Source organism: Microbacterium sp. Z12_35 (genome assembly GCF_058310475.1).
Genome location: NZ_JBZEGJ010000001.1, coordinates 2,305,191 through 2,330,684, shown reverse-complemented (window position 1 = coordinate 2,330,684; position 25,494 = coordinate 2,305,191). Strand labels below are relative to the sequence as shown.

The 25,494-nt window shown below is 71.0% G+C and carries 16 protein-coding genes; 13 read left to right on the top strand and 3 right to left on the bottom strand.

Annotated elements, in window-relative coordinates:
- Positions 1-2 precede the first annotated feature (2 nt).
- From AC4FS1_RS11190 to recQ, 5 genes are all read left to right on the top strand, one after another.
- Complete coding sequence (locus tag AC4FS1_RS11190; protein WP_491155026.1) at positions 3-1,181, top strand: sensor histidine kinase; 1,179 nt, start codon at positions 3-5, stop codon at positions 1,179-1,181.
- A complete protein-coding gene (locus AC4FS1_RS11185) occupies positions 1,178-1,936 on the top strand; it encodes a LytR/AlgR family response regulator transcription factor (protein ID WP_491155024.1) in 759 nt (252 codons plus the stop codon). Before AC4FS1_RS11190 ends, AC4FS1_RS11185 begins: the two co-directional genes overlap by 4 nt.
- Positions 1,933-2,319, top strand: coding sequence for a heavy metal transporter (locus AC4FS1_RS11180; protein WP_491155022.1), 387 nt, complete (start codon positions 1,933-1,935; stop codon positions 2,317-2,319). Before AC4FS1_RS11185 ends, AC4FS1_RS11180 begins: the two co-directional genes overlap by 4 nt.
- Positions 2,316-3,770 (top strand): sodium/solute symporter, encoded by a 1,455-nt coding sequence (locus AC4FS1_RS11175; RefSeq protein ID WP_491155020.1) that lies wholly within the window; start codon positions 2,316-2,318, stop codon positions 3,768-3,770. Before AC4FS1_RS11180 ends, AC4FS1_RS11175 begins: the two co-directional genes overlap by 4 nt.
- Before the next feature lie 203 nt (positions 3,771-3,973).
- Positions 3,974-5,986, top strand: a complete 2,013-nt coding sequence (gene recQ / locus AC4FS1_RS11170) for a DNA helicase RecQ (RefSeq protein WP_491155712.1) — start codon at positions 3,974-3,976, stop codon at positions 5,984-5,986.
- 117 nt (positions 5,987-6,103) lie between these two features.
- Here the strand turns inward: recQ and AC4FS1_RS11165 are convergent, their stop codons facing one another.
- Both AC4FS1_RS11165 and AC4FS1_RS11160 read right to left on the bottom strand, forming a co-directional pair.
- Positions 6,104-6,625 carry a TetR/AcrR family transcriptional regulator gene (locus AC4FS1_RS11165; protein WP_491155710.1) on the bottom strand — a complete coding sequence of 174 codons (522 nt, stop codon included), beginning with the start codon at positions 6,623-6,625 and terminating at the stop codon, positions 6,104-6,106.
- A gap of 132 nt (positions 6,626-6,757) precedes the next feature.
- Positions 6,758-8,053, bottom strand: coding sequence for a GNAT family N-acetyltransferase (locus tag AC4FS1_RS11160; protein ID WP_491155018.1), 1,296 nt, complete (start codon positions 8,051-8,053; stop codon positions 6,758-6,760).
- 159 nt (positions 8,054-8,212) lie between these two features.
- On the opposite strand from AC4FS1_RS11160, the gene AC4FS1_RS11155 reads away from it, so the two are divergent.
- Positions 8,213-10,318: an acyl-CoA dehydrogenase family protein gene (locus tag AC4FS1_RS11155; protein WP_491155016.1), complete on the top strand. Its 2,106-nt coding sequence runs from the start codon at positions 8,213-8,215 to the stop codon at positions 10,316-10,318.
- A gap of 1 nt (position 10,319) precedes the next feature.
- Here AC4FS1_RS11155 and AC4FS1_RS11150 read toward each other — a convergent pair whose 3' ends face one another.
- Positions 10,320-10,646, bottom strand: a complete 327-nt coding sequence (locus AC4FS1_RS11150) for a hypothetical protein (RefSeq protein ID WP_491155014.1) — start codon at positions 10,644-10,646, stop codon at positions 10,320-10,322.
- A gap of 92 nt (positions 10,647-10,738) precedes the next feature.
- Here AC4FS1_RS11150 and AC4FS1_RS11145 point away from each other — a divergent pair, with 92 nt between their 5' ends.
- The 7 genes from AC4FS1_RS11145 (at position 10,739) to AC4FS1_RS11115 (ending at position 25,487) form a co-directional block, all read left to right on the top strand.
- Entirely contained in the window at positions 10,739-11,314 is a 576-nt protein-coding gene (locus tag AC4FS1_RS11145) for a DNA-3-methyladenine glycosylase I (protein WP_491155013.1), read from the top strand.
- Between the two features lie 116 nt (positions 11,315-11,430).
- Entirely contained in the window at positions 11,431-11,907 is a 477-nt protein-coding gene (locus AC4FS1_RS11140; protein ID WP_491155011.1) for a GNAT family N-acetyltransferase, read from the top strand.
- A gap of 226 nt (positions 11,908-12,133) precedes the next feature.
- Positions 12,134-13,627: a DEAD/DEAH box helicase gene (locus AC4FS1_RS11135; protein ID WP_491155010.1), complete on the top strand. Its 1,494-nt coding sequence runs from the start codon at positions 12,134-12,136 to the stop codon at positions 13,625-13,627.
- A 158-nt stretch (positions 13,628-13,785) separates the two neighbouring features.
- Positions 13,786-14,370: a TetR/AcrR family transcriptional regulator gene (locus AC4FS1_RS11130; RefSeq protein WP_491155008.1), complete on the top strand. Its 585-nt coding sequence runs from the start codon at positions 13,786-13,788 to the stop codon at positions 14,368-14,370.
- A gap of 1 nt (position 14,371) precedes the next feature.
- Complete coding sequence (locus AC4FS1_RS11125) at positions 14,372-16,630, top strand: LLM class flavin-dependent oxidoreductase (RefSeq protein WP_491155006.1); 2,259 nt, start codon at positions 14,372-14,374, stop codon at positions 16,628-16,630.
- A gap of 99 nt (positions 16,631-16,729) precedes the next feature.
- Complete coding sequence (locus AC4FS1_RS11120) at positions 16,730-19,120, top strand: ATP-binding cassette domain-containing protein (protein WP_491155004.1); 2,391 nt, start codon at positions 16,730-16,732, stop codon at positions 19,118-19,120.
- Positions 19,121-19,415: 295 nt separating this feature from the next.
- Positions 19,416-25,487: an Ig-like domain-containing protein gene (locus AC4FS1_RS11115; RefSeq protein ID WP_491155002.1), complete on the top strand. Its 6,072-nt coding sequence runs from the start codon at positions 19,416-19,418 to the stop codon at positions 25,485-25,487.
- Positions 25,488-25,494: the final 7 nt, after the last annotated feature.

Sequence of the window (25,494 nt, the reverse complement as noted above, 5' to 3'; positions counted from 1 at the left end):
GGATGCCCGACGCCGCGCTGCTGGGCGGGGCGGTCGGAGTCGCCGGAGGCGTGCTCCTGACCCTCGCCCTCGTGTTCGCCCGCCGGTTGGCGCGCGCCTCGCGCGACCTGGGGAGCGACGCCGAGCGGGCCACCCACCGCACGCTGCACGTCGCGGCGCAGGCCGCCGCGGCCCTGCGGGGCGGACGCGCCGAGCCCGACACCCAGCGGGCGGCGCGACATCTGCGGACGCTCCTCGGAAGCTCGGCTGTCGCGATCGTGGGGCCGGGGGATGCTGTCGCCCTCGACGGCCCGGGCGATCTCGACGCCGCCGCGCGCCGGGTCGCGGCGAGAGTACGCGAGACTGGCCGTCGGCAGGTGTTTTCGCGCCCGGACGGGTCGGCACTGGATGCGGTGGGCGCCCCGGTCGTCGTGGGCGACGTGGTGTGGGGCGCGGTGGTGGCCTTCGCCAGTCCCGTCCGAGGACCGCTCGTCCGAGCCGCCGGCGACGTCGCGGCGTGGTGCGCGGCGCAACTCGCGCTCGGCGAGCTCGACGCATCGCGCACGGCGCTGGCCGAGGCGGAACTCCGGGCGCTCCGGGCCCAGATCAGCCCGCACTTCATCTACAACGCCCTCACGGCGATCGCCTCGTTCATCTCCACCGACCCGCCCCGGGCTCGTGATCTCGTGCTCGAGTTCGCCGACTTCACCCGGTACTCCTTCCGTCGGCAGGGGGAGTTCACCACGCTCGCCGAGGAGCTGCGCAGCATCCACTCGTACCTGGAGCTGGAGCGCGCGCGATTCGGTGAGCGGCTGACCGTACGGCTGTTGATCGCCCCCGAGACGCTCTCGACCGTGATCCCCTTCCTGTCCGTTCAGCCGCTCGTCGAGAACGCCGTCCGCCACGGGTTGGAGCCCGGCGACCGCGGCGGCGTCATCACGCTCGCCTCACTCGATGACGGCACGCACACCGAGATCACCGTCGAGGACGACGGCGCAGGGATCGACCCGGTCGAGCTCGCGGCGCTGCTGGACGCCGATTCGGCGTCGGCGCACGTCGGCCTCCGCAACGTCGACACCCGCCTGCGTCAGCTGTACGGCAGCGGCGGCGGGCTCGTCGTGGAGACCAACCTCGGCGCGGGTACGTTGGTGCGCATGCGCGTGCCCAAGTCGCAGCCGCTGCACGAGACGGGGCCGGGGTGAGCCTCGACGTGCTCGTCGCCGATGACGAGCCGCCCGCCCTGGAAGAACTCGTCGCGCTCCTGCGCGCTGACGAACGCATCGGGGAGGTCCACCCCGCGCGCAACGGCGCGGAGGGCATCCGCATCCTCGAATCGGGGCTCGTGCAGGCCGCGTTCCTCGACATCCACATGCCCGGCATGACGGGGTTCGAACTCGTCCGCGCCTTCTCCGGACTGCGCACGCGACCGGCCGTGGTCTTCGTCACGGCGGATGATGCCGGCGCGGTCGAGGCGTTCGACCTCGAGGCCGTCGACTACGTCCTCAAGCCTGTCCGGATCGAACGGCTGAGCCGGGCGATCACGCGCGTTCTGGAGGCCGGGGCCGGGGGCGGGGCGGCCGGGAGCGGGGTGGCCGGGAGCGGGGCCGTCGGCGGCGGCGACGAGACGATCCCCGTGACGATCGGGGGGATCACGCGGATGGTGCGCCGCAGCGACGTGCGCTGGGTGCAGGCGCAGGGCGATTACTCCCGCCTGTGGACGACCGGCGCCGACCACCTCGTTCGCGCACCGCTCTCCGACCTCGCCGAACGGTGGGCGGGAGCCGGATTCGTGCGCGTGCACCGGTCGTTCCTCGTGCACCGGGATGCGGTGGTGGCGGTGCGGCTGACCGGCCCGAACCCGACCGTCGTGCTCCCGGAGATCGAACTGCCCGTCAGCAGACGCCTCATCCCCGCCGTCCGGGAGGCGCTCGTCCGCCCCGACCGGGCGCCGGGATGAGCGGCGACCGCCCGCCCGCGCGCGTGCGGGTCACCGCATCCGACGCCCGGCGCCCTCGCACCACGACGCGGAGCATCCCCGTGCCCGGCGCCGGCTCGCACGAGGCTGAAGCGGTGTTCACGCGCGGACTCGTGCGTGCGCAGCTCCGGCTCGCTCTGGCCAGTCTGCTCGGATTCGTCGTGGTCGCGGGAGCGCTCACGGGAGTGCTCTTCCTGCTGCCGGCCGCCGGCGACCCGCTCGTGTTCGGCGTGCCGCTGTCGTGGCTGATGCACGCGTACGGTTTCTACCCGATCATCCTGGTCTTCGCGATCGTGTACGCCCGGGGTGCCTCGCGCAACGAACGGCGATATCGGGTGTTGGTCGAACCGGAGCACGACACGTGAACGCCGTCCTCGATCTCGCCGCGATCGGGCTTCTCGTCGTGGTGAGCGCCGTTCTCGGTTTCGCGGGCGTGCGTCTGTCGCGGACGACGAGCGATTTCTTCGTCGCCTCGCGCAGCGTCCGGCCGGTGTGGAACGCCTCCGCCATCAGCGGCGAGTACCTCTCCGCCGGCACCTTCCTCGGGCTCGCCGGGCTCGTGCTGCTCTCCGGCGCTGAGGGCTTCTGGTTCCCGGTCGGGTACGCCGCCGGATATCTTCTCGTGCTGCTGTTCGTGGCGGCGCCGTTGCGGCGGAGCGGCGCGTACACGATCCCCGACTTCGTGCACGCGCGACTGGAGTCGGCTCCGGCGCGCCGGGTGACGAGCATCGTGGTGCTCGTCATCGGATGGCTCTACATCGTCCCGCAGCTTCACGGCGCCGCGATCACCCTCGGCGTGGTCGCCGACCTGCCGCCGTGGGTGGGTGCCGTCCTCGTCGCGGTGCTCGTGGCGGGGATCGTGGCCGCCGGCGGGATGCGGGCGATCACGGCGGTGCAGGCCTTCCAGTACTGGCTCAAGCTCACCGCGCTTCTGGTGCCCGCGGTGTTCCTCCTGGTGGCGCTGAGCGGCGGCGGATACGAGGTCGACCCTCGGGCGGTCTTCCCGCCCGATCGCGGACCGGCCGGCGCCGACGCCTACGCCACCGCATCCCTCATGGTGGCGCTGCTCCTCGGCACCATCGGCCTGCCGCACGTGCTGGTGCGGTTCTACACCAGCCCCGACGGGGGGTCGGCGCGGCGGACGACCGTGCTCGTGGTCGCGATGATCGGTGTCTTCTACGCCGTGTCATCCACGATGGGGCTCATCGCGCGGGTGGTGGCGCCGGACATGGCCGAGCCTGTCGTCGCGGACGGGGTGGTCCTCGCGCTTCCGTCCCGGGTGCTCCCCGGGCTTCTCGGGGAGCTTCTCACCGCCCTGATCGTCGCGGGGGCCTTTGCGGCGTTCCTCGCCACGTCGTCGGGACTCGTGGTGTCGCTGGCGGGCGTGCTCAGCCAGGACCTCTTCAGCGGGAGCGTCCGCTCCTTCCGGTTGTCGGCCGTGCTGTGCACCGCCGTGCCGCTGGCGGTCGCGCTCGTGGCGGTACCCGAGGGCCTCGTGTCCACGGTCGGGCTCGTGTTCGTCTTCGCCGCGTCGAGCCTGTCTCCGGTGCTGCTGCTGGGCGTGTGGTGGCGCGGGCTCACCGCGCGCGGTGCGGTGGCCGGGATGGTGGTGGGGGCGGTCTCGTGCGGCGGCGCACTCATCGGCGGCGCACTCGCGCGTGATGCGGGGGCGTGGTCGGTGGTGTTCACTCAGCCGGCGGCGTGGACCATCCCGCTCAGCACCGCCGTCATGGTGGGAGTCTCGCTTCTGGACCGAGACGGCGCTCCGCTGCGGACCGAGCGCTTCCTCGCGCGGCTGCACGCCCCGGAGGCGTGACGCGGACGGGAGCGGCCTGGGGGTTCGTGACGCGGGGACTCGCGTGGTTCGGGACGGTTTCGCGTGGTTCGGCGCGGGCGAGGGGGTAACCGCACCGGAGGGTCGGCGGGGCGGGTTACCGTGGACGGGTGACGTTCGCCGGCCCCGACTCCCTGTCCGGCGACCCGTACGCCGATGTGCCGCCGGATGATCCCTACGCCGGGATGGAGTGGGATCCCGACCAGTTCGGTCCGCCCGACGACCTCGAGGCGCCTCCCCCGCCGATGGATGCTGCGGTCGGTTCCGTCGGCGGACGCCAGGGCGCCGCATCCCCTCGCTCGTCCACCGCGGTCTCCTCCGGCTCGACAGCGGCGGGACTCGGTCTGGCGACGCGGGACTTCGCCGGTCGCGATCCGCGCGAGGTGCTGCACGAGGTCTACGGGTACGACCAGTTCCGCGGCGACCAGGCCGACGTCGTCGCGCACGTGGTCGGCGGCGGGGATGCTGTCGTCCTCATGCCCACCGGCGGGGGCAAGAGCGTCACGTACCAGGTGCCGGCGCTGGTGCGGCCCGGCACGGGACTCGTGGTGAGCCCCCTCATCGCCCTCATGCACGATCAAGTCGACGCGCTCGTGGCCAACGGCGTGCGCGCCGCGTACCTCAACTCCACGCAGACCGCGGGGGAGCGGCAGGCCGTCGAACAGGCGTACCTCGCCGGCACCCTCGACCTTCTCTATGTCGCTCCCGAGCGCCTCAACGGCGCGCAGACGCTGAACCTCCTCGCCCGCGGGCGGTTGAGCGTCATCGCGATCGACGAAGCGCACTGTGTGTCGCAGTGGGGCCATGACTTCCGCCCCGACTACCTCGCCCTCGGCGACCTCGCCGACCGGTTCCCGGGCGTTCCGCGGATGGCGCTCACCGCCACGGCGACCCCCGCGACCGCGCGCGAGATCGTGGAGCGCCTCCGCCTGGACGGCGCGCGCCAGTTCGTCGCCAGCTTCGACCGCCCCAACATCCAGTACCGCATCGCGCCGAAGGTCGAGCCGCGCAAGCAGCTGGTGTCCTTCATTCGCTCCCTCCAGCAGGGAGACGGGCCGGACGAGGCGGAGCCGGCCGGCATCGTCTACGCCCTCAGCCGCAAGACGGTCGACCAGACCGCGGAGTTCCTGCGGGCGCAGGGGATCGATGCGCTGCCGTACCACGCGGGGCTCGATGGGTCCGTCCGCGCGGCGAACCAGTCGCGGTTCCTCCGCGAAGACGGCGTGGTGATGGTCGCGACCATCGCGTTCGGCATGGGCATCGACAAGCCCGACGTGCGCTTCGTCGCCCACATCGACCTGCCGAAATCCGTCGAGGGGTACTACCAGGAGACGGGGCGGGCCGGCCGCGACGGCGAACCCGCGGTCGCGTGGCTCGCCTACGGGCTCGGCGACGTCGTGCAGCAGCGTCGCATGATCGACCAGTCGCCCGGCGACCGCACGTTCAAGATGCGCTTGGGCCAGCACCTGGACGCGATGCTCGGACTCAGCGAGACGGTGGGATGCCGCCGGCAGAACCTGCTCGCGTACTTCGGCGAAGACGCGGGGCCGTGCGGCAACTGCGACACGTGCCTCGAACCCCCGGAGACGTGGGACGGACTCGTTGCGGCGCAGAAGATGCTGTCGACGATCGTGCGGCTGCAGCGGGAGCGCGGCCAGTCCTACGGCGCCGGTCACCTCGTCGACATCCTGCGCGGCGCCCGCACCGAGCGCATCACGCAGCAGGGCCACGACAAGCTCTCCACCTACGGCATCGGCGCCGACCTCTCCGACCAGGATTGGCGGAGCGTCATCCGTCAGCTCCTCGCGCGCGGGCTGCTGGTCGGGCGCGGCGACTACGGAACGCTCGCCCTGACCGAGGCGAGCGGCGGGGTTCTCCGTGGCGAGACCGCGGTGCCGCTGCGCCGCGACACCCTCGGGCGCACCGGCGGCGGCGGTGCGCGGGTGCGCAAGTCTTCCGCGGCGGAGTCGGTCGGTGCCGGCGACCGCGACCTGTTCGAGGCCCTGCGCGCGTGGCGTGCGGAACAGGCCCGCGAGCAGGGCGTCCCCGCGTACATCGTGTTCGGCGACGCGACGCTCCGCGCGCTCGCCGCGGCCCGCCCCGCGTCGCTCGCGGATCTCGACGGCGTCACCGGCATCGGCGCGAAGAAGCGCGAAGCCTACGGCGACAGCATCCTCTCGGTCGTCGCCGCCCACTGACGCCCCCCGTCCCCCCGCTGCTCCCTCCGTTCCCGCGCGAGAAACGACGATCCGGACGAGAAAGGCCGCGACGCGTCGTTTCTCACCCGGGATGTCGTTTCTCGCCGACGGAGCGCGTCAGGGGGGTCGCCAGGTGCCGAGAGAATCGGCACAGCGCTCGATCAGGGCGGTGTCGGCGGCTGCGCGCTCGATGGTCGCCCGATAGTAGAGCGGCCCGACGGCGAGGGCGGTGCTCGCCTCGGGTCCCACCCACGACGAGAGTTCGCCCAGCCGCTCCGCTTCCGTGAGGGCGGCGGCGAGTTTGTCCGATAGGACTCGGGCGAACCCGGCACGCCTGGCATCCATGCCGGGGTTCCAGAGGGCGGCGTGGGCGAGGGTCGTGGCGACCGCCCGCACGGCATCGCTCTCCAGTTGGCGTGCGAGGGAGGTCAATTCGCGGATCAGCCACTCGCGGAACGGAGAGGCGGGGGAGTCGAAGAACGGCATGGGGACGGTGGCCATCGCTTCGGCGAGGAGCTGCTCGGTCTGCGGCCAATGCCGGTAGACGGTGGCGCGGCCGATGCCGGCGTGGGCCGCGATCTGGTGGGGCGTGACCGCGGTAGGCCCCTGCGTGAGCAAGAGTTCGCGCGCGGCATCCAGGATCGCCTGGCGGCTCCGCAGAAAGCGCGGGTCGTTCTCGCAACCGGCGACCGCTTCTTCCGCGGCGGCGACTGATCCGGGCCTCGCCGAGAAACGACATCTCGGACGAGAAAGGCCGCGTCGCGTGGTTTCTCAGCCGGATTGTGGTTTCTCGCGGCTGGGCGCCGGCGGGTACGAGGCGATGCGCTCCACCCGGAAGAGCAAGGGATGCTGCGACACGTCGCGCGGCGCCTCGCCGGGAAGCTCGTAGACGTCGAGCATCAACTGCACGGGGTAGTCGATCCGCTGTCCGACCGCCTTCACCCATCTCCCGTCGATGAAGAAGCGCAAACGCTCGGGCGTCCACTCGACGGCGTAGTCGTGCATCGCGGTGAGGTCGCCGCGGACCCGGACCTTGTCGAAGTCGGTCCGCAGTCGCGGATCGCGCTGTGCCTTGACCCCGACCCCCACCCAGCCTCCGGAGTCGTCCAGCTCTGATCCGAAGATCTCCGCGATGCAGATCTCGCCGCAGTCGTCGGGCTGTTCCTCGAACCCGATCGGCCACAGCGCCACCATCGCGTCCGGGTGACGGATCGCGGCGAACCGTGCCGCGATGACGCCGTGCCGCACGAGCCAGCCGCGATGGCGCGGCTGCTCCTCCCGCACGATCAGGCCGTCGCGGAACCGGTGCTGGCCGATCGCCGAGCCGACGCCGCCGCTGAACTGCCCGGTCTGCAGATGCGACACCCGCACCTCCCCGTCGAGCTGCGGCGCCCACGGGGCGGTCCCGGCGTCGACGCGCAGCACGAGTCCGGTGTCATCGAGCTCGTACCGCGCGGCCGTTCGAGCCCGAGACGACCAGTGCGGCGTGTAGTACGGCCACCATCGGGCCGGGTCGAGCTCGCTGAAGCTCTCCTCGACATCGGGCGTGCGCCCGCCGAGCGACAGCGGAGTCAGATCCAGCTCCCAGACGCGAACGTGCAGGACGGCGTCCCGGTAGGGGTAGTCGCGCTCACCCACGTCGGCGAAGCCCGCGGAACGGCACAGGGCGTTGGATGCGGCGTTCGCGGCGTCGGGGTACGCGTACAGGTGATCGCGGTGGGGCGAGTCATCCGCGACGTACCGCAGCAGAAGCCGGACCGCCTCCCGCGCGACGCCGCGGCCCTGCCAGGGCGGAAGCACGTTCCAGCCGGCCTCGTACGCGGCCGCGCCGTCGTGCTCGATCGGCCAGAAGCCGATTCCCCCGGCCGGCTCGCCGCCGACCTCGATGCGGAACATCCACGCCTCGCCCGCGTCGTTCAGCCGGAGGTAGCGCGCGTGGCGATCCCGGAGCTGTTCCGGCGTTTCCGGCCCGGCGAGGAGTCGCGTCATCTCCGGAGTGTTTGCCGCCTCCAGGAGCGGCAGGTCGTCCGGCCCCCACCGGCGCAGGGTCACGCTCTCATCGCGCATGGGTCCAGTGTCCCCCCGGTGAGGGCACTGTCGGAACGCACAAGGTCGGGGGCTTCGGCGACGCGGAGACTTTGTGGGAAAGGGCCACCGGAGTTGGCCGCAGCTTGTAGGAAGTCCTACGGTGATGGTCGATCCGCGTCTTGCCGAAAGGTCTCGAACATGGCTGATGCCACCGTCCGTCCCACCACCCCCGCCCAGTCCACGCGCACCCCCGCCGGTGGTGCCCCGACGGCCGCGCACACCGCGGCGGAGGCATCCGAAGCCCAGATCGACGTCGCCGCCGTGACCGACATGCTGCTGGGAACGTGGGCCGAGACGCGCCGCACCGCGCGCGAGATGATCAAGGACCCCGCGTACTGGCGCGTCGACGGACTGTCGATGGACGAGCACCGCGAGCGCGTCCTCACCCAGTTGCACCTGCTCGTCCAGAAGAAGGCCGTGCACCGCGCGTTCCCGACGCGTTTCGGGGGCTCCGACGACAACGGCGGCAACATCGCCGGGTTCGAGGAACTTGTCGTGGCCGACCCGAGCCTGCAGATCAAATCGGGCGTGCAGTGGGGCCTGTTCGGTGCGGCTGTGCTGCAGCTGGGCAATGCCGAGCATCACGAGAAGTGGCTGCCCGGCATCATGAGCCTCGAGATCCCCGGCGCGTTCGCCATGACCGAGACCGGACACGGATCGGATGTCGCGGCCGTGGGAACGACGGCGACCTACGATCCCGCGACCGAGGAATTCGTCATCCACACGCCGTTCCGCGGTGCGTGGAAGGACTACCTCGGCAACGCGGCCCTGCACGGCGTCGCCGCCACCGTCTTCGCGCAGCTCATCACGAACGGCGTCAACCACGGCGTGCACTGCTTCTACGTCCCGCTCCGCGACGAGAACGGACAGTTCCTGCCGGGCATCGGCGGCGAGGACGACGGGCTCAAGGGCGGGCTGAACGGTATCGACAACGGCCGCCTCCACTTCGATTCCGTCCGCATCCCGCGCACGAATCTCCTCAACCGTTACGGCGACGTCGCCCCCGACGGCACGTACACGAGCGACATCTCCAGCCCCGGACGCCGCTTCTTCACGATGCTCGGCACGCTGGTGCAGGGCCGCATCTCCCTCGACGGCGCTGCCGCCTGGGCGTCGGCGCTGGGCCTCAAGATCGCGATCACCTACGGCAACCAGCGCCGGCAGTTCGACTCCGGCCGGGGCACCCCGGAGGTCGTCCTGCTGGACTACGGCAAGCACCAGCGCCGGCTGCTGCCGCGGGTGGCGACGACCTATGCGCAGATCTTCGCGCACGACGAATTCCTCCAGAAGTTCGACGCCGTCTTCAGCGGCCGTACCGACACCGACGAAGACCGGCAAGACCTCGAAACCCTCGCCGCGGCGCTCAAGCCCCTCTCGACCTGGCACGCCCTGGACACCCTCCAGGAGGCGCGTGAAGCCTGCGGTGGTGCGGGGTTCCTCTTCGAGAACCGTCTGGTCAGCCTCCGGCAGGACCTCGACATCTTCGCGACGTTCGAGGGTGACAACAACGTCCTGCTGCAGCTGGTCGGCAAGCGTCTGCTGTCGGATTACGCCGCGCAGTTTAAGGGCAAGGATGCCAAGGCCCTGGCCGCATTCGCCGTCGGCCAGACCGCCGGCAAGGTCTTCCACGGTGCGGGTCTCCGCCAGCTCGGCCAGGCGGTCAGTGACTTCGGCTCGAAGGCCCGCGCCGTCGAGCGCGGCCTCCGCACCGATCAGCAGCATGAGCTGCTCGCCGGCCGGGTGGAGCAGATGGTCGCCGACGTCGCCGGGCGCCTCCGCCCCGCATCCAAGCTCTCCCCCGATGAGGCCGCGGCGCTGTTCAACGCCAACCAGTCCGAACTGATCGAGGCAGCCCGCGCGCACGGCGAGCTGCTGCACTGGGAGGCGTTCACGGATGCGGTCAACCGCACCGAGGATGCCGGTACGAAGCGCGTGCTCACGTGGCTGCGCGACCTGTTCGGCCTGAGCGTCATCGAGAAGCATCTTGCCTGGTACCTGATCCACGGACGCCTGTCGGCCCAGCGTGCCGCCGCCGTCTCGAGCTACATCGACCGGCTGTGCCTCCGCCTCCGCCCCCACGCGCAGGACCTCGTCGACGCGTTCGGCTACGAACCCGAGCACGTCCGTGCGCCGATCGCCTCGGGCGCGGAGCAGGCCCGCCAGGACGAGGCAGCGGCGTACTACGCCGCGCTCGCCGCATCCGGTAACGCCCCCGTGCCAGAGAAGAAGCCCGCGGCGAAGTAGCTCACTCCTCGACGACGCGCCATGACCGCACGAACTGTTCGACGGTCATGGTGTCGAGGTCTCGGCGGGTGGACTGCAGCATGCGGTCGGCCTCCTGGGGTTGACCGGCGGCGAGCCGGAGGACCTCCGCCCCGGTGTCCTTGCGCGCGACGACGAGATGCATCCCGGGGAGCGCGTCGTCCACACCGACGCCGCCGCTGAGCAACCCCATCGCGAACGTCGCGGCGACGCGTGTCGCCTTGGCGATCGGATGCATCCGCCGGTCTTCGAGCCGGGCCTCGAGGATATCGGCGGCAACGGTGTCGGGATGCGGGTCGGAAGAGCTCACCCGACCATCCTCTCGTGGCCTCTGGATGATGCCGGGTGCCGCGGGCCGGAGGCGGCGGCGCGCGTGTCGACGCCCGCCGATAGGGTGGCGCCGTGACCACCGACGTGCGGATCGGACCCGACGGCATCGCGCGCTGCGCGTGGGCGGGGGATGACGCGGAGTACCGCCGCTATCACGACGAGGAGTGGGGCCTTCCCCTGCACGGCGACAGGGCGCTGTTCGAGAAGATGAGCCTCGAGGGGTTCCAGGCCGGACTCGCGTGGATCACGATCCTGCGCAAACGCCCCCGCTTTCGGGAGGTGTTCGCAGGGTTCGAGCCGGCGCTCGTCGCGGAGTTCGGCCCCGAAGACATCGAGCGCCTGATGCAGGATGCCGGCATCATCCGCAACCGCGCGAAGATCGAGGCCACCATCTCCAACGCCCGGCGCGTCACCGAGATGGATGAGGGCGAACTGGACCGGCTGCTGTGGTCGTTCGCCCCCGACCCTCCACGCGCGCGGCTGACGTCCTTCGCCGACACCCCGGCGGTCACCCCCGAGTCCACGGCGATGAGCAAGACGCTGCGCACGCGCGGATTCCGATTCGTCGGCCCCACGACGATGTACGCGCTGATGCAGTCCGCCGGCATGGTCGACGACCATGTCGAGGGATGCTGGCGCGCCGCCTGACGCGGCGGCGGTCGCCGTGCGGGGAGGTGCCCGGGAGGAGCGCGGCCGTCGGCGCACTCATCCACAGATTTGCGGAGCCACGACGTCATGGATGTGCCGGATGTCAGGATTTCGGTGTGAGGGATGTGCTGCTGCGGCAGATGAACGACGCGGAATACGAGGGGTGGGTCGAGACGGTCGCCAGGCTCTTGGCGAACGAGCAGGTGGCGGCCGGCAACTGGCACGCGGCCGGGTCGGTGGAACTCGCGCGGGAAGCGATCGTGCGGCAGCTGCCCCAGGGCGTCGATACGCCTCGGATGCTGATCCTCCACGCGACCGACGCCGCCGGAGACGCGCTGGGTCACGCGTGGGTGTCACTGGACCATCCGCGAGGTCTGCCGGATGTCGCGTTCCTGCAGGACATCGAGGTCGTCGAGCAGCGCCGCGGATCGGGATGGGGCCGGGCGCTGCTGGGAGCGGTGGAGGAGGTGGCGCGGGCTGCGGGGGCGCCGGCGCTCGAACTGAACGTCTTCGCGCACAACGCGACCGCCGTCGGCCTGTACGACACCTCCGGCTACCACGTCGTCACGCAGCAGATGCGGAAGGCGTTGTAGCCCGCTCGCGCGTCGCGTGGTCCGCGGAGGCCGCGGGGCCCGGTAGACTGGGGGAACTGCGGAGCTTTTCTGCTCCCTGCGTCGTCGAACGCATCGGCCTTCGGGCCCGAACTTTCACGGCGAACGGATGCGTCACCCGACGCCTTCGCCATCCTGCGGCCCTCTCCCCGACGGCGCCGCATCCTGAATCGCCGCGCGTGCGTCTGCGCGCCGGCATGAAAGACACATGACCTCTTCTACTTTCGCCGATCTCGGCGTTCCCGCTCCTCTCGTCGACGTCCTTGCCTCGCAGGGCATGACCGAGGCGTTCCCGATCCAGGCCGACACCCTCGCCGACACGCTCGCCGGGCGCGACGTGCTCGGCCGGGGCAAGACCGGTTCCGGCAAGACCCTCGCCTTCTCGCTCCCGCTCGTCGCCCGCCTGGGTGCCAAGCCCTCCACCCGCCGGGGCCGCAAGCCCCGCGCGCTCGTGCTTGCACCCACCCGTGAGCTCGCCAACCAGATCGACGCCGTCATCAAGCCGCTCGCTGCCGCGTACGGCCTGACGACCACGACCGTCTACGGCGGAGTGAACCAGCGCCGTCAGGTGGAGGCGCTCGCTGCAGGCGTCGACATCCTCGTCGCCTGCCCCGGCCGCCTCGAGGACCTCATCGGTCAGGGCTACGCGAGCCTGGACGACATCGAGATCACGGTGCTCGACGAGGCCGACCACATGGCCGACCTGGGCTTCCTTCCCGGTGTCACCCGCCTCCTCACCCGCACCCCCGCCGGCGGACAGCGTCTGCTGTTCTCGGCGACGCTGGACAACGGCGTGGACAAGCTGGTCCGCAAGTTCCTCCGCAACGAGGTGCTGCACTCGGTCGACGAAGCCACGTCGCACGTCGCCGCGATGACGCACCACGTCTTCGTCGCCGCGGATGCCACGGCCAAGAACAACCTCGTCCGCGCCCTTGCGTCCGGCTCGAGCCGCCGCATCCTCTTCACTCGCACGAAGCACCAGGCCAAGAAGCTGGCGCGCACGCTGACCGCAGCGGGCATCCCGTCGGTCGACCTCCACGGCAACCTGTCGCAGCCGGCGCGTGACCGCAACCTCGCCGCGTTCAGCGCCGGCACCGCCCGCGTGCTGGTGGCAACGGATGTCGCCGCCCGCGGCGTGCACGTCGACGACATCGCCCTCGTGGTGCACGTCGATCCGCCCGTCGAGCACAAGGCGTACCTGCACCGCTCGGGCCGCACGGCTCGCGCCGGCAGCGCCGGCGACGTCGTGACCGTGATGCTGCCCGAGCAGCGTCGCGACACGCTCGACATCCTCCGCAAGGCCGCGATCTCGGCGACGCCCACCCCGGTGACGCCCGAGTCCGCCGAGGTCACCGCCCTCGTCGGCGACGTCGCCGCCTACGTCACTCCGGCCCCGGTCCAGGCTCCGCAGCAGCGCGGTGGCGGCTCGTCGCAGGGCGGCAACGCGCAGCGCAACCGTCCCGCTCGCGGCGGCTCCGGCGGCGGTTCACGCTCCGGCAGCCGTCCGGCTGCGGATGCTGCGCCCTCGCGCTCGGCAGGATCCAACGGTGGCAACGGCCGTCGCCGCGGCGCCGGTGCCGCCCCCGTCGGTGCCGGCTCGCGCTCGACCGGCGCCGCCGGATCGGGCTCGCGCTCGGGCGGTCTCCGCGTCGGTGACGTGGTGCGTGGCAACGCGCGCCCCAACCGCCGCGCCCAGGGCTGATCCCCGCGGGCACGCCCCGCTCCCCGAAGCGCCGACAGGCAGCGACTCCGCTGCCGGTCGGCGCTTCGTCGTTCCCGGTCGGCGCTTCGTCGTTCCCGGGCGGGGACTGTTCGAAGATAATCGGATGAGTTATCCGTTTTCAGGCGTAGCCTGGGACCATGACCCGTCCCCGAGCCGATGCCGTGCGCAGCCGGGAAGCGATCCTGTGTGCGGCACGCCGCATCCCGCACGACGACCTGCGCCTGAACGACGTCGCCCGCATCGCGGGGGTCGGGGTCGCGACGGTCTACCGGCACTTCCCCACCGTGCAGGCGCTCGCTGAGGCGCTCTCCGTCGACTCCGTCGAACGGCTGCGCGTGCTCGCCGCCGACGCGGAGCGCTCCCCCGACGCGGGGGAGGCACTGCCCGCATTCTTGGCGGCCGCTCTGGATCTGCAGCTCGGGGATGAAGGAGTGCAGACGATCATCACCACGCCCGATGGGGATCTCGGCGCGGCGCGCGAGGCCAAATGCGCGTTCGTCCGCAGCTTCCGCACGCTGCTGGAACGCGCTCAGCGCGACGGCGCCATCCGGCCCGACGTCACCGTCCAACAGGTGCAGCGGATGCTGTGCGGCGTCGAGCGGGCAGTACGTCTCGGCTCGCCGGAAGATCGGCCCGTGCTGCTGGACGTGCTCATCGCCGGGTTGCGGTCATCCCGTGACCCCTCCCTCTCTCCCTCCCGCCCTCTCGCAGCAAGGATCTGACATGGATTACGGGCACCGACTCGATTTCGGGGCGTTCATCACCCCCGCCGCGGCGGATCCGCAGGTCCCGGTCGCGCTCGCGCAGCTGTCCGAAGCATCCGGACTCGACCTCGTCACCTTCCAAGACCACCCGTATCAGCCGGCGTTCCTGGACACCTGGACGCTCATGACGTACGTGGCGGCGCAGACCCAGACGGTGCGCATCGCTCCGAACGTGCTCAACCTGCCGTTGCGCCCGCCCGCGGTGATCGCCCGGTCGGCGGCGAGCCTCGACCTCCTCTCCGGCGGACGGTTCGACCTCGCCCTCGGCTCGGGCGCCTTCTGGGACGCCGTCGAGGCCATGGGCGGCCGGCGTCTCACCCCCGGCCAGGCGGTCAGTGCGCTCGAAGAGGCGATCGGCGTCATCCGGGGCCTGTGGGACACCTCCGAGCGCCGGGGGCTGTTCACCGAGGGGCGGTACCACCGGGTGAACGGCGCGAAGCGAGGACCACGCCCGGCCCACGACATCCCGATCTGGATCGGCGCATACAAGCCGCGGATGCTGGCACTGACGGGTCGCGTGGCGGATGGGTGGCTGCCGAGCCTGGCGTACCTGCAGCCGGGTGACCTCGCCCGCGGAAACGCCGCCATCGACGAGGCCGCCGCGGGCGCGGGACGCGATCCGCGCGAGATCCGTCGCCTGCTCAACGTGGGGGCGCCCTCGGGAGACCTGCGCGGGTGGATCGAAGAACTGGCGGGGTACGCCCTCGAGAACGGCATCGGGAGCTTCATCGCGGTCGGTGACGACCCACGCATCATCCAGCTCTTCGGCCAGGAGATCGCGCCGGCGGTCCGGGAGATCGTCGCCCGAGAGCGCGGCGATCGCGGCACAGCCTCGGCACCGGTGCGGTCGGCCGCCGCGTTGGGTCGCCGCCGCACCGGCATCGACTACAGCGGGGTACCGGCCGGGGTGCACGCGATCGAGCCCGGCGACTTCGAGTATCCGGACGTGAGCTCGACCTACCTCCGCGGGGGCGCCCCCGGCATCGTGCTGCAGCCGAGCTCGGCGGAACAGGTGGCCGAAGCGGTGGCGTATGCGCGGCAGCACCCTCGTGTCCCGCTGGCCGTCCGCAGCGGCGGGCACGGCATCAGCGGTCGCAGCACCAACGACGGCGGCATCGTGATCGACCTGCGACGGATCAACGACATCGAGGTGATCGACCAGGAGCGCCGCCTGGTGCGAATCGGTCCCGGTGCGCGCTGGGCGGAAGTCGCGGCCGCGCTCGGCCAGCACGGCTGGGCCCTGTCGTCGGGCGACTACGGTGGCGTGGGGGTCGGTGGGCTGGCGACCGCCGGCGGGATCGGGTTCCTCGCGCGCGAACACGGCTTGACGATCGACCACCTTCGCGCAGCCGAGGTGGTGCTGGCCGACGGTTCCATCGTGCGGACGGATGCGGATACCCGCCCCGAGCTGTTCTGGGCGATCCGCGGGGCCGGCGCCAACGTCGGCATCGTCACCAGCTTCGAGTTCGAAGTCGACGAGGTCGGGGACGTGGGCTGGGCGCAACTCGCCTTCGACGCGTCCGAGGCCGAGGAGTTCCTTGTCGGCTACAGCCGCGTGATGCGCGACGCGCCGCGCGATCTGACGGCGTTCCTCATCCTCGGCGCCCGGCGTCCGGGACAGCCCCGCATCGCGCAGGTCATGGCGATGGTCGACTCCGCCGACCCCGACCAGATCATCCAGCGCCTCCAGCCCTTCGCCGAGCTGGCGCCGCTGCTGCAGCAGTCGGTTCAGGTGACGTCGTATCCGCAGGTGATGGCGAACGCCGACCTCGGACCCCAGCACGGGCGCGGGGAGCCGCACGCGCGGTCGCTGCTCCTGGGCGACATCACACCGGAGATCGCGGCGGCGACGACGCGGATGCTGGATGAGGGGGCCGCGTTCTTCCTCCAGTACCGCTCCGTGGGCGGCGCCGTCGCCGACGTGGGGGAGGACGACACCGCCTACTCGAACCGCGCCGCGCAGCTCTCCGTGGTGGCGTTCGGCTCGGACGCCGCCACGCTGGATGCCGCGTGGGAGACGTTCCGCCCGCTCGGGCGGGGGATGTACCTGAGTTTCGACTCGTCGGAACGGCCCGATCGCATCCTCGACGCCTTCCCCGTGCACAAGATCGAGCGTCTCCGCGCGGTCAAGCACGAGGTCGATCCCGATGCCGTGTTCGCCGACAACTTCCCGGTATCGCTCTGCGACGGGTTCGAGGCGCCGGCCGCCGCATCCTGACCCCGCCCGCCACCAGGGGACCGCGGATCGGTCAGGATCGAGGAAGCGGGATGTCCGCGATGTGCGGAACACTGGGGCCAGCACCGATCGAGGAGAAGCATGGCCGCCGCATCCGCCCCGTCCGACCGCGCCCCATCCCCAGCGCCCGGCACCGACCCCACGGCAGACGCCCACGACGTCATCCGCGTCGTCGGAGCGAGGGAGAACAACCTGCAGGATGTCACCGTGGACATCCCCAAGCGCCGCCTGACTGTCTTCACCGGCGTGAGCGGGTCGGGTAAATCCTCCCTCGTGTTCGGCACGATCGCGGCGGAGTCGCAGCGGCTCATCAACGAGACCTACCCCACGTTCGTGCAGGCGTTCATGTCGACGCCGCCGCGCCCCGAGGTCGACGCGCTGGAGAACATCAGCCCGGCGATCCTCGTCGACCAGGAGCGCATGGGCTCCAACGCCCGCTCGACCGTGGGCACCGCTACCGACGTGCACGCGATGCTGCGGATGCTGTTCAGCCGCCTGGGCGTGCCGCACGTCGGATCGCCGCAGGCCTTCTCGTTCAACGTGCCGTCCGTGCGGGGCGGGGGCGCCACGACGTCCGAGCGCGGCGGCAAGACGGTGAGGGAGCGCCGTTCGTTCGAGATCACCGGCGGGATGTGCCCGCAGTGCGAGGGCCTCGGCGAGGTGACCGACGTCGACCTCGACGAACTGTACGACCGCACGAAGTCCCTCGCCGACGGGGCGCTCACCATCCCCGGCTACAACGTCGACGGGTGGATGGTGCGGGCCTTCACCGAGTCGGGGTTCCTCGATCCCGACAAGGCCATCCAGGACTACAGCCAGCAGGAGCGCGAGGACTTCCTCTACAAGGAGCCCACGAAGGTCAAGATGCAGGGCATCAACGTGACCTACGAGGGTCTCGTGCCGAAGATCACCAAGAGCATGCTGCAGAAAGACCGCGATTCGCTGCAGCCCCACATCCGCGCGTTCGTGGAGCGGGCCGTGAAGTTCACCGCCTGCCCCGACTGCGGCGGCACCCGACTGAACGAGGGCGCGCGATCATCCAAGGTCGACGGGATCAGCATCGCGGATGCCGCGGGGATGCAGATCACCGACCTCGCGGCGTGGCTGCGGACCATCGACGACCCGGCCGTCGCACCGCTTATCCGGGGCCTCCGCGACACGGTCGATTCCTTCGTCGAGATCGGTCTCGGCTACCTCTCGCTGGACCGCGCGAGCGGCACACTGTCGGGCGGAGAGGCGCAGCGCACCAAGATGATCCGGCACCTGCGGTCGAGCCTCACCGATGTCACGTACGTCTTCGATGAACCGACCGCGGGGCTCCACCCGCACGACATCCAGCGCATGAACGCGCTGCTGCTGGCTCTTCGCAACAAGGGCAACACGGTGCTCGTGGTCGAGCACAAGCCGGAGGTGATCGCGATCGCGGATCATGTCGTCGACCTCGGTCCCGGCGCGGGGCGCCACGGTGGCCGCATCCAGTTCACCGGGGATGTCGCGGCCCTGCGGGCATCCGACACCCTCACCGGCCGGCACCTCGACCACCGAGCGCGGCTCAAGGACTCCACCCGCACACCGAAGGGCGCGATCGAGATCCGCGGGGCCACACGGCACAACCTGAAGAACGTGGACGTCGACATCCCGCTCGGAATCCTGACGGTCGTCACCGGAGTCGCGGGGTCGGGCAAGTCGTCCCTCATCCACGGGAGCCTTCCCGGCCGCGACGATGTCGTGGTGGTCGACCAGGCGCCGATCCGCGGTTCGCGTCGGAGCAGCCCTGCGACGTACACGGGGCTGCTCGACCCGATCCGCGCGGCGTTCGCGAAGGCGAATGGGGTCAAGCCGGCGCTGTTCAGCGCGAACTCGCAGGGCGCGTGCATCGCGTGCAAGGGGTTGGGCGTCATCATCACCGACCTCGGGTTCCAGTCGACGGTCGAGACGGTGTGCGAGGTCTGCGACGGCACCGGATTCTCCGATGAGGTGCTCGAGTATCGCCTGGACGGGAAGAACATCTCCGAGGTGCTGTCGATGCCGGCCGCCGAGGCGGCGGAGTTCTTCCCGACGGGCCCCGCGCACACGACGTTGGCCCGCATGGTCGACGTGGGCCTGGGATACCTCACGCTCGGGCAGGCGCTGAATACGCTGTCCGGCGGTGAGCGCCAGCGGCTGAAGCTCGCGATCTCGATGGCGAAGTCGGGCGCGGTCTACGTCCTGGACGAGCCGACCACGGGTTTGCACCTCGCCGATGTCGACAACCTCCTCGGTCTCCTCGACCGGCTTGTGGACGGGGGCAACAGTGTGATCGTCATCGAGCACCACCAGGCCGTGATGGCCCACGCCGACTGGATCATCGACATCGGCCCGGGGGCCGGCAACGACGGCGGCACGGTCGTCTTCGAAGGGACTCCCGCCGACCTCGTGGTCGGGGCATCCACTCTTACCGGCACGCACCTGGCGGCCTACGTCGCGTCCTGATCCGCGGCGCCGCGCCGGGCCCCTGACCCTCGGCCGTCGCCAGATCAGGTGATGCGGCGGAGACAGGACGATTCCGGCCAGGGCGTCCTGTGTCCGCGAAAGCTCCTGATGTGGGAACGTGCTCCGCGGACGCGCGGCGGGAGGCGCGGGCGGGTGAGTATCACACCGCGAATCGGCGGGGCAAGAGTGCCGCGCCCGGTCAAGCGAGCCTCTATGCTCCCGTTAAGCTGAGCTTGACATCCGCCCGCTCTGTCGGGATGACGGCTCGTTTCCGCCCCGGGGAGGCAGACGTCGCGTGAAGGCTTCTACGTGGCTGCGACGACGCCGCCGGACACTCGCGTCCGTCGGCGTGGTCACCGTGTCCGCGCTCGCCGTCACGACGATGGCGATCGCCTATCAGGGGTTCCCCACGACCGAGGTCGACCTGCACGACGGCGGGGTGTGGATCACCAAGCGCTCCAGCGTGCTGGTCGGGCACTTCAACCATGAGTCTCGCGTGCTCGACGGGGGCCTTCGCGCCGCGAGCGACGAGTACGACATCCTGCAGGACGGCTCCACGGTGCTCGTCCTCGACCAGACCGAGTCCACCGTCACCGCGGTCGACCCGGCCATGGTCATGCTCACCGACGCCGCCGACGTGCCCGCCGGTGCCGACGTCGCGTTGGGCGGTCCGACGATGGCGGTGCTCGACCCCGCATCCGGGTCGCTGTGGGTCGCACGGGCCGAGGCCGCGGCCGCGTTCACCGTCGAAGGCACCGACCCGGTGGTCGAGCTCGGTGGGGGCGCCGATGTCGCGGTGGGACGCGACGGCACCGTCTACGCCGTGTCACCGGAATCGCGCGAGATCGTCACCGTACCGCTCACCCCCGACGGCGAGACCGGGGATGCTGCGCACCGGGGACTCGACGGCGTCGATGAAGGTGCCGACCTCTCCATCACCGTCGTCGGCAGCACGGCGGCGGTGCTGGATGCCGACACCGGAACGGTGTTCACCTCCGGGGGCATGCGGACCGAAGTGAAGGGCGCCGACGGCGCCGTCCTGCAGCAGCCCTCGGCCGTGGGCGACGCGATCGTCCTCGCGACCGCATCCGCCGTGGTGGCCGTCCCGTTCGACGGTTCGGCCCCCACCGAGACCGCGTCCGGCGCGGGCGAAGGGGCACCGGCCGCACCGGTGGTGCTGGGCGGATGCACGTACGCGGCCTGGGGCGGCTCGGCCGCGTTCGTCCGCGACTGCTCCGGCGAGGCCAACGACCTCACCACCGAGATCGAGGGCCTCGAGCCCGACCCGCAGTTGCGCTTCCGCCAGAACCGCGACGTCGTCGTGCTCAACGACGTCGTCGGAGGCGCCGCGTGGATGGCGACCGACGCGATGCAGCGCGTCGACAACTGGGATGACATCATCCCCCCCGAGGGCGACGCCGAAGAGGACGAGCAGACCACCGAGGAGACCGTCGAGACGACGCTTCCCGAGCGGACCGACGTCAACACCCCGCCGATCGCGACCGATGACGACTTCGGGGTGCGGCCCGGTCGCACGACCGTTCTGCCGGTCCTCGACAACGACACCGATGCCGACGGCGACGTGCTCACCGTCACCCTCCCCGACGGCGAACCCGGCCTGGGCGACGTGCAGCCGATCCATGACGGCTCGGCGCTGCAGATCGCCGTTCCCGAGGAGGCCTCCGGTTCGGCGACCTTCCGGTACGAGATCGACGACGGCCGTGGCGGGACCGACTCCGCGGACGTGAGTCTCTCCGTGCGGGGATGGGACGTGAACGCCCCGCCCGCGCCCAAGCGCGTGACGACCGTCGTCGTCGAAGCCGGTGGTTCGATCACGTACAACGTCCTCCCCGACTGGATCGACCCCGACGGCGACGAGATCTACCTCGCCTCGGTCGTGCCCGCCGAGGGGGATGAGGCCGACTTCACCGCCGACGGCCGGATCACCTACCGCGCGATCGGCGGCACCCAGGGGCGCAAAGAAGTGCCGATCATCGTGTCGGACGGCTCGGACATCACCGAGGGCATCGTGCGGTTCGACGTGCGACCTCCCGGGTCGACGGTGCCCGTCACCAACGCCGACCACCTCGTGGTCCGGGCGGGGCAGAGCGCCACCGTCGCCCCCCTCGCGAACGACACCAGTTCGGGGCGCGAGGCGCTGCGTCTCACCCGCGTGGATCAGGTTCCCGGGGCCGAGATCGTGCCGGACTACCCCAACAAGACCTTCACGTTCCGCTCCTCCGCGCCGGGCACGTACTACGCGCAGTATCTCGTGGCTGCCGGCCCCAACGCCGTGCCGGGGCTCGTGCGCATCGATGTGCTGCCCGACGCCGAGACCGACCTTCCCCCCGTTGCCGTCCGCGACGTCGCGTTGCTCCGCAGCGGCGGCGATGTCCTCGTGAACGTCCTCGCCAACGACTCCGACCCCTCCGGGGGCATCCTCGTCGTCCAGTCGGTGACCGTCGATCCGGCCAGTGGCATTTCGGTGGCCGTCCTCGGCCATGAGACGCTGCGCATCACCGACCAGTCGGCGCTCGGCGAGCAGACCCGCATCGGCTACCGCATCTCCAACGGCCAGCAGACCGCCGAGGGTGAAGTCGTGGTCATCCCGGTGCCCGCCCCCGACCAGCTGCGTCCCCCGGTGGCCAACGACGATCAGGCCGTCGTACGGGCCGGCGACGTCGTCACCATCCCGGTGCTCGACAACGACTACCACCCCAACGACGACACGCTCCATCTCGCGCCCGACCTCGTCGAGCCGCTGCCGGAGCCGGAGGACGGCACGATCTTCGTGTCGCAGGACACCGTCCGCTTCCGCGCCAGCGACGAACCGGGCACGGTGTACGCGACCTACGAGGTCGAGGACTCCAGCGGCCAGAAGGATGCCGGGTACCTCACCATCCAGGTTCTTCCTGTCGCCGCCGACACGAACCAGGCGCCGCGTCCGCAGGACATCACTGCGCGCACGCTCGCCGGAGCCGACGTGCGCATCCCCATCCCGCTCGACGGTCTCGACCCCGACGGAGATTCGGTGGAGCTCCTGGGCATCGACTCCGCGCCCTCGAAGGGCCGCGTCAGCGAGGTGGGGGCGAACTTCCTCACCTACGAGGCGTTCGAGGGCGAGTCCGGACCGGACGCCTTCACCTATCGCGTCCGGGATCGCCAGGGCGCCGAGGCCACCGCGGCGATCCGGGTGGGCATCGCTCCCGCCGAGGCCGCGAACCAGGCCCCCTACGCGGTGAAGGATGCGGTCGTCATGCGTCCGGGGCGCGAAGTGGCCGTACCGGTCCTCGGCAACGACTCCGACCCCGAGGGCGATGCGCTCACCCTCGTCTCCGACGGGCTGATCCTCCCCGACGTCGCCGGACTCGAGGCCCGCGTGGTGGGTGACCGCGTGGTCGTGACCTCTCCGGGCGAACCGGTCGAGACGAGCCTGCAGTACACGATCCGCGATGCCCGGGGTGCCGAGGCGCGCGCCGTCCTGCAGGTCACCGTTGCCGAGGATGTGCCCCTGCAGCGGCCCATCGCGCGGGATGATCGCGTCCGCCCCGCCGACGTCGAGGACGACTCCTTCGCCGAGATCGACCTGCTCGTCAACGACGAAGACCCCGATGGCACGGTCGATGCGCTGGAGATAGCCCTGGATGCCGCGGGTGCGCGCGTGCTCGAGGACGGTGTCGTGCGCCTGCCGATCCTCGACGAGGCCCAGCTGATCACCTACACGATCACCGACCGCGACGACCTCACGGCGTCGGCGTTCATCCACGTCCCCGCCCTCCGCGACCTGCCGCCCGTGCTGCTCACCACCGAGGGCGTCGAGGTGCAAAGCGGTGAGACCATCGAGATCCCGCTGTCCGAGCACGTCCGTGCGGCAGGCGGACTCGATGTCGTGATCACCGAGGTGGGGAAGGTCAGCGCGGCGCACGCGAATGGCGCCTCGCTCGTGCAGGACCAGCGGACGCTCGTCTACACCTCCGCCGACGGATACTTCGGTCAGGACGCCATCACCTTCGAGGTGACCGACGGCTCGGGCCCCGACGACCCCGAAGGTCGCAAGTCGACGCTCACCCTGCCGGTCACGGTGCTCCCGCCCGACAACCAGAAGCCCACGTTCGTCAACGGGCAGATGGATGTCGCACCGGGGGAAGAGGCGACGGGTCTCGACCTCGCCGCCCTCACCACCGATCCCGACGAGGGCGACCTCGACGACATGCGGTACACGATCGTGGGCGGCTCCCCCCGCGGGATGAACGCGACCATCGACGGGCAGACGCTCAAGGTGAGTGCGGACGCCGACGTCCGCAAGGGCACCACCGCCGAAGTCGAGCTCCGCATCGACGACGGCGAGACCGACCCGATCGAGGGCACCGTGACGGTGCGGGTCACCGCATCCACGCGTCCCCTCCCGACGGCGAACGATGATGTGCTTCCCGAGGCCGATCAGGGCAAGACGATCTCGATCCCGGTGCTCGCCAACGACTTCAACCCGTTCCCCGAGACGCCGCTGAAGGTCGTCGCCGCTGCCACCGAAACCGGCGACGGGATCGCCGACGTGCGCGGTGACCAGGTGTCGGTGACGCCGTCGGCGAGCTTCTTCGGCACGATGGTCGTCCGCTACCGCATCCAGGATGCGACCGGGGATGTCGACCGCGAGGTCGAAGGCCGCATCCGCCTCACCGTGCAGGGAAAGCCGGACGCGCCAGGCGTGCCGACGGTGTCGAGCGTGCAGGACCGGACGGTGGTGCTGTCGTGGACGCCGCCGCCGAACAACGGCGCTCCGATCACGGGCTACACGGTGACCTCGACGGCCGGGACTTACACCAAGCAGTGCGGGTCGACGACGTGCACGCTGGACGGACTCACCAACAACGTCGAGTACAACTTCGTGGTCACCGCGACCAACCGCGTCGGCGAGTCCGATCCGTCCTCGCCGTCGGAGACCGCGCGGCCTGATGCCCGCCCCGACACACCGGCCCCACCGACCCTCCGGTTCGGCGACCGGTCGCTGAACGTGGCGTGGACGACGCCGACGACCCCCGGGTCACCTGTCGAGTCGTTCACGCTCGAGATCTCACCGGCACCCCCGTCGGGTGTCACGCAGAAGACGGCGACCGGCAACTCGATGGTGTGGGACGGGCTGGAGAACGGCACGGCCTACCAGGTGCGCGTGCAGGCCCACAACCGCGCGCCCGAGCCGTCGAGCTGGAGCGGCTACTCGGCGAGTGAGATCCCCGCAGGGCCACCGGCGGCCGCCGCCGCGCCGACCACGCAGCGCCTGGACCCCGTGGGGTCGCAAGCGCAGATGCAGGTGACGTGGCAGGCACCCGCGAACAACGGCGACCCGATCGCCGAGTACCGACTCAACGTGCAGGGCGGCGCGCAGTCGCGGACGATCGCCGGCATCAGCCCCGGAACCACGTCGCAGGCGGTGCAGGTTCCGGCCTCGGCCAACGATTACACCTTCACCGTCGAGGCGCGGAACAAGGCCGGCTGGGGTCCCGCGAGCGCCCCGTCGGCGCCGCGACGCGCATTCGTCCCGCCGGGCGCCCCGCAGGGCGTCAGCGCGTCCACCCCGGCACCCGACAACTCCATCCACGTCGCCTACCAGCAGGCGGAGCGCAACGGTGCTGACGCCGGCGCGATCCGCTACGAGTACTCGCTCAACGGCGGGGGGTGGGCGGCGTTGAGCGGCAACAACCGCATCACCAACGTCTCCAACGGCACCGCGTACAGCGTGACCCTTCGAGCCGTGACCACCCAGGACGGAACGACGTATTACGGACCGTCCTCCAACACGACGCCGCAGGTGATCCCGTACGGCCCGATCCAGCCCCCGGGAGCGACGGCGCGCGGGAGCGGGACGCAGATCGAGTTCAGCTGGTCGCCGCCCGCGACCAACGGACGGGCCATCACCAAGCTGGAGATCAACATCGCCGGGGCCGGCTGGGAGTCGGTCAGCGTCAACGGAGGTTCCCGGACGCGGGACTTCGGCTACGACGAGAAGCACACCATCCAGGTGCGCGCCACGGATGCGGCGGGTCAGACCTCGTCCGCGAGCGCGGAGGCCCGCACCGCGGATACGCCGAAGGCGCGGGCGTGGATCACCAAGGGGAGTCGGGTGAACACCGGTGAGTGTTCCTCGGCCTCGTGCGCGTACTTCCAGCTCAACACGGAGCACTTCCCGGCCGGCACCTACAACGTGGTGTGCATCAGCAGCCGCAACGGCGAATTCGCCGGCAACGGAACCCGGCGGGACATCCCCAGGAACGGGTCGATCCAGCTCGGTTGCTTCTACGGCTTCCCCGACACCGAGGTGTGGGTGCGCATCGACGGGTGGGGCCCCTCCGAGAAATTCACATGGCGATAGCGACGAG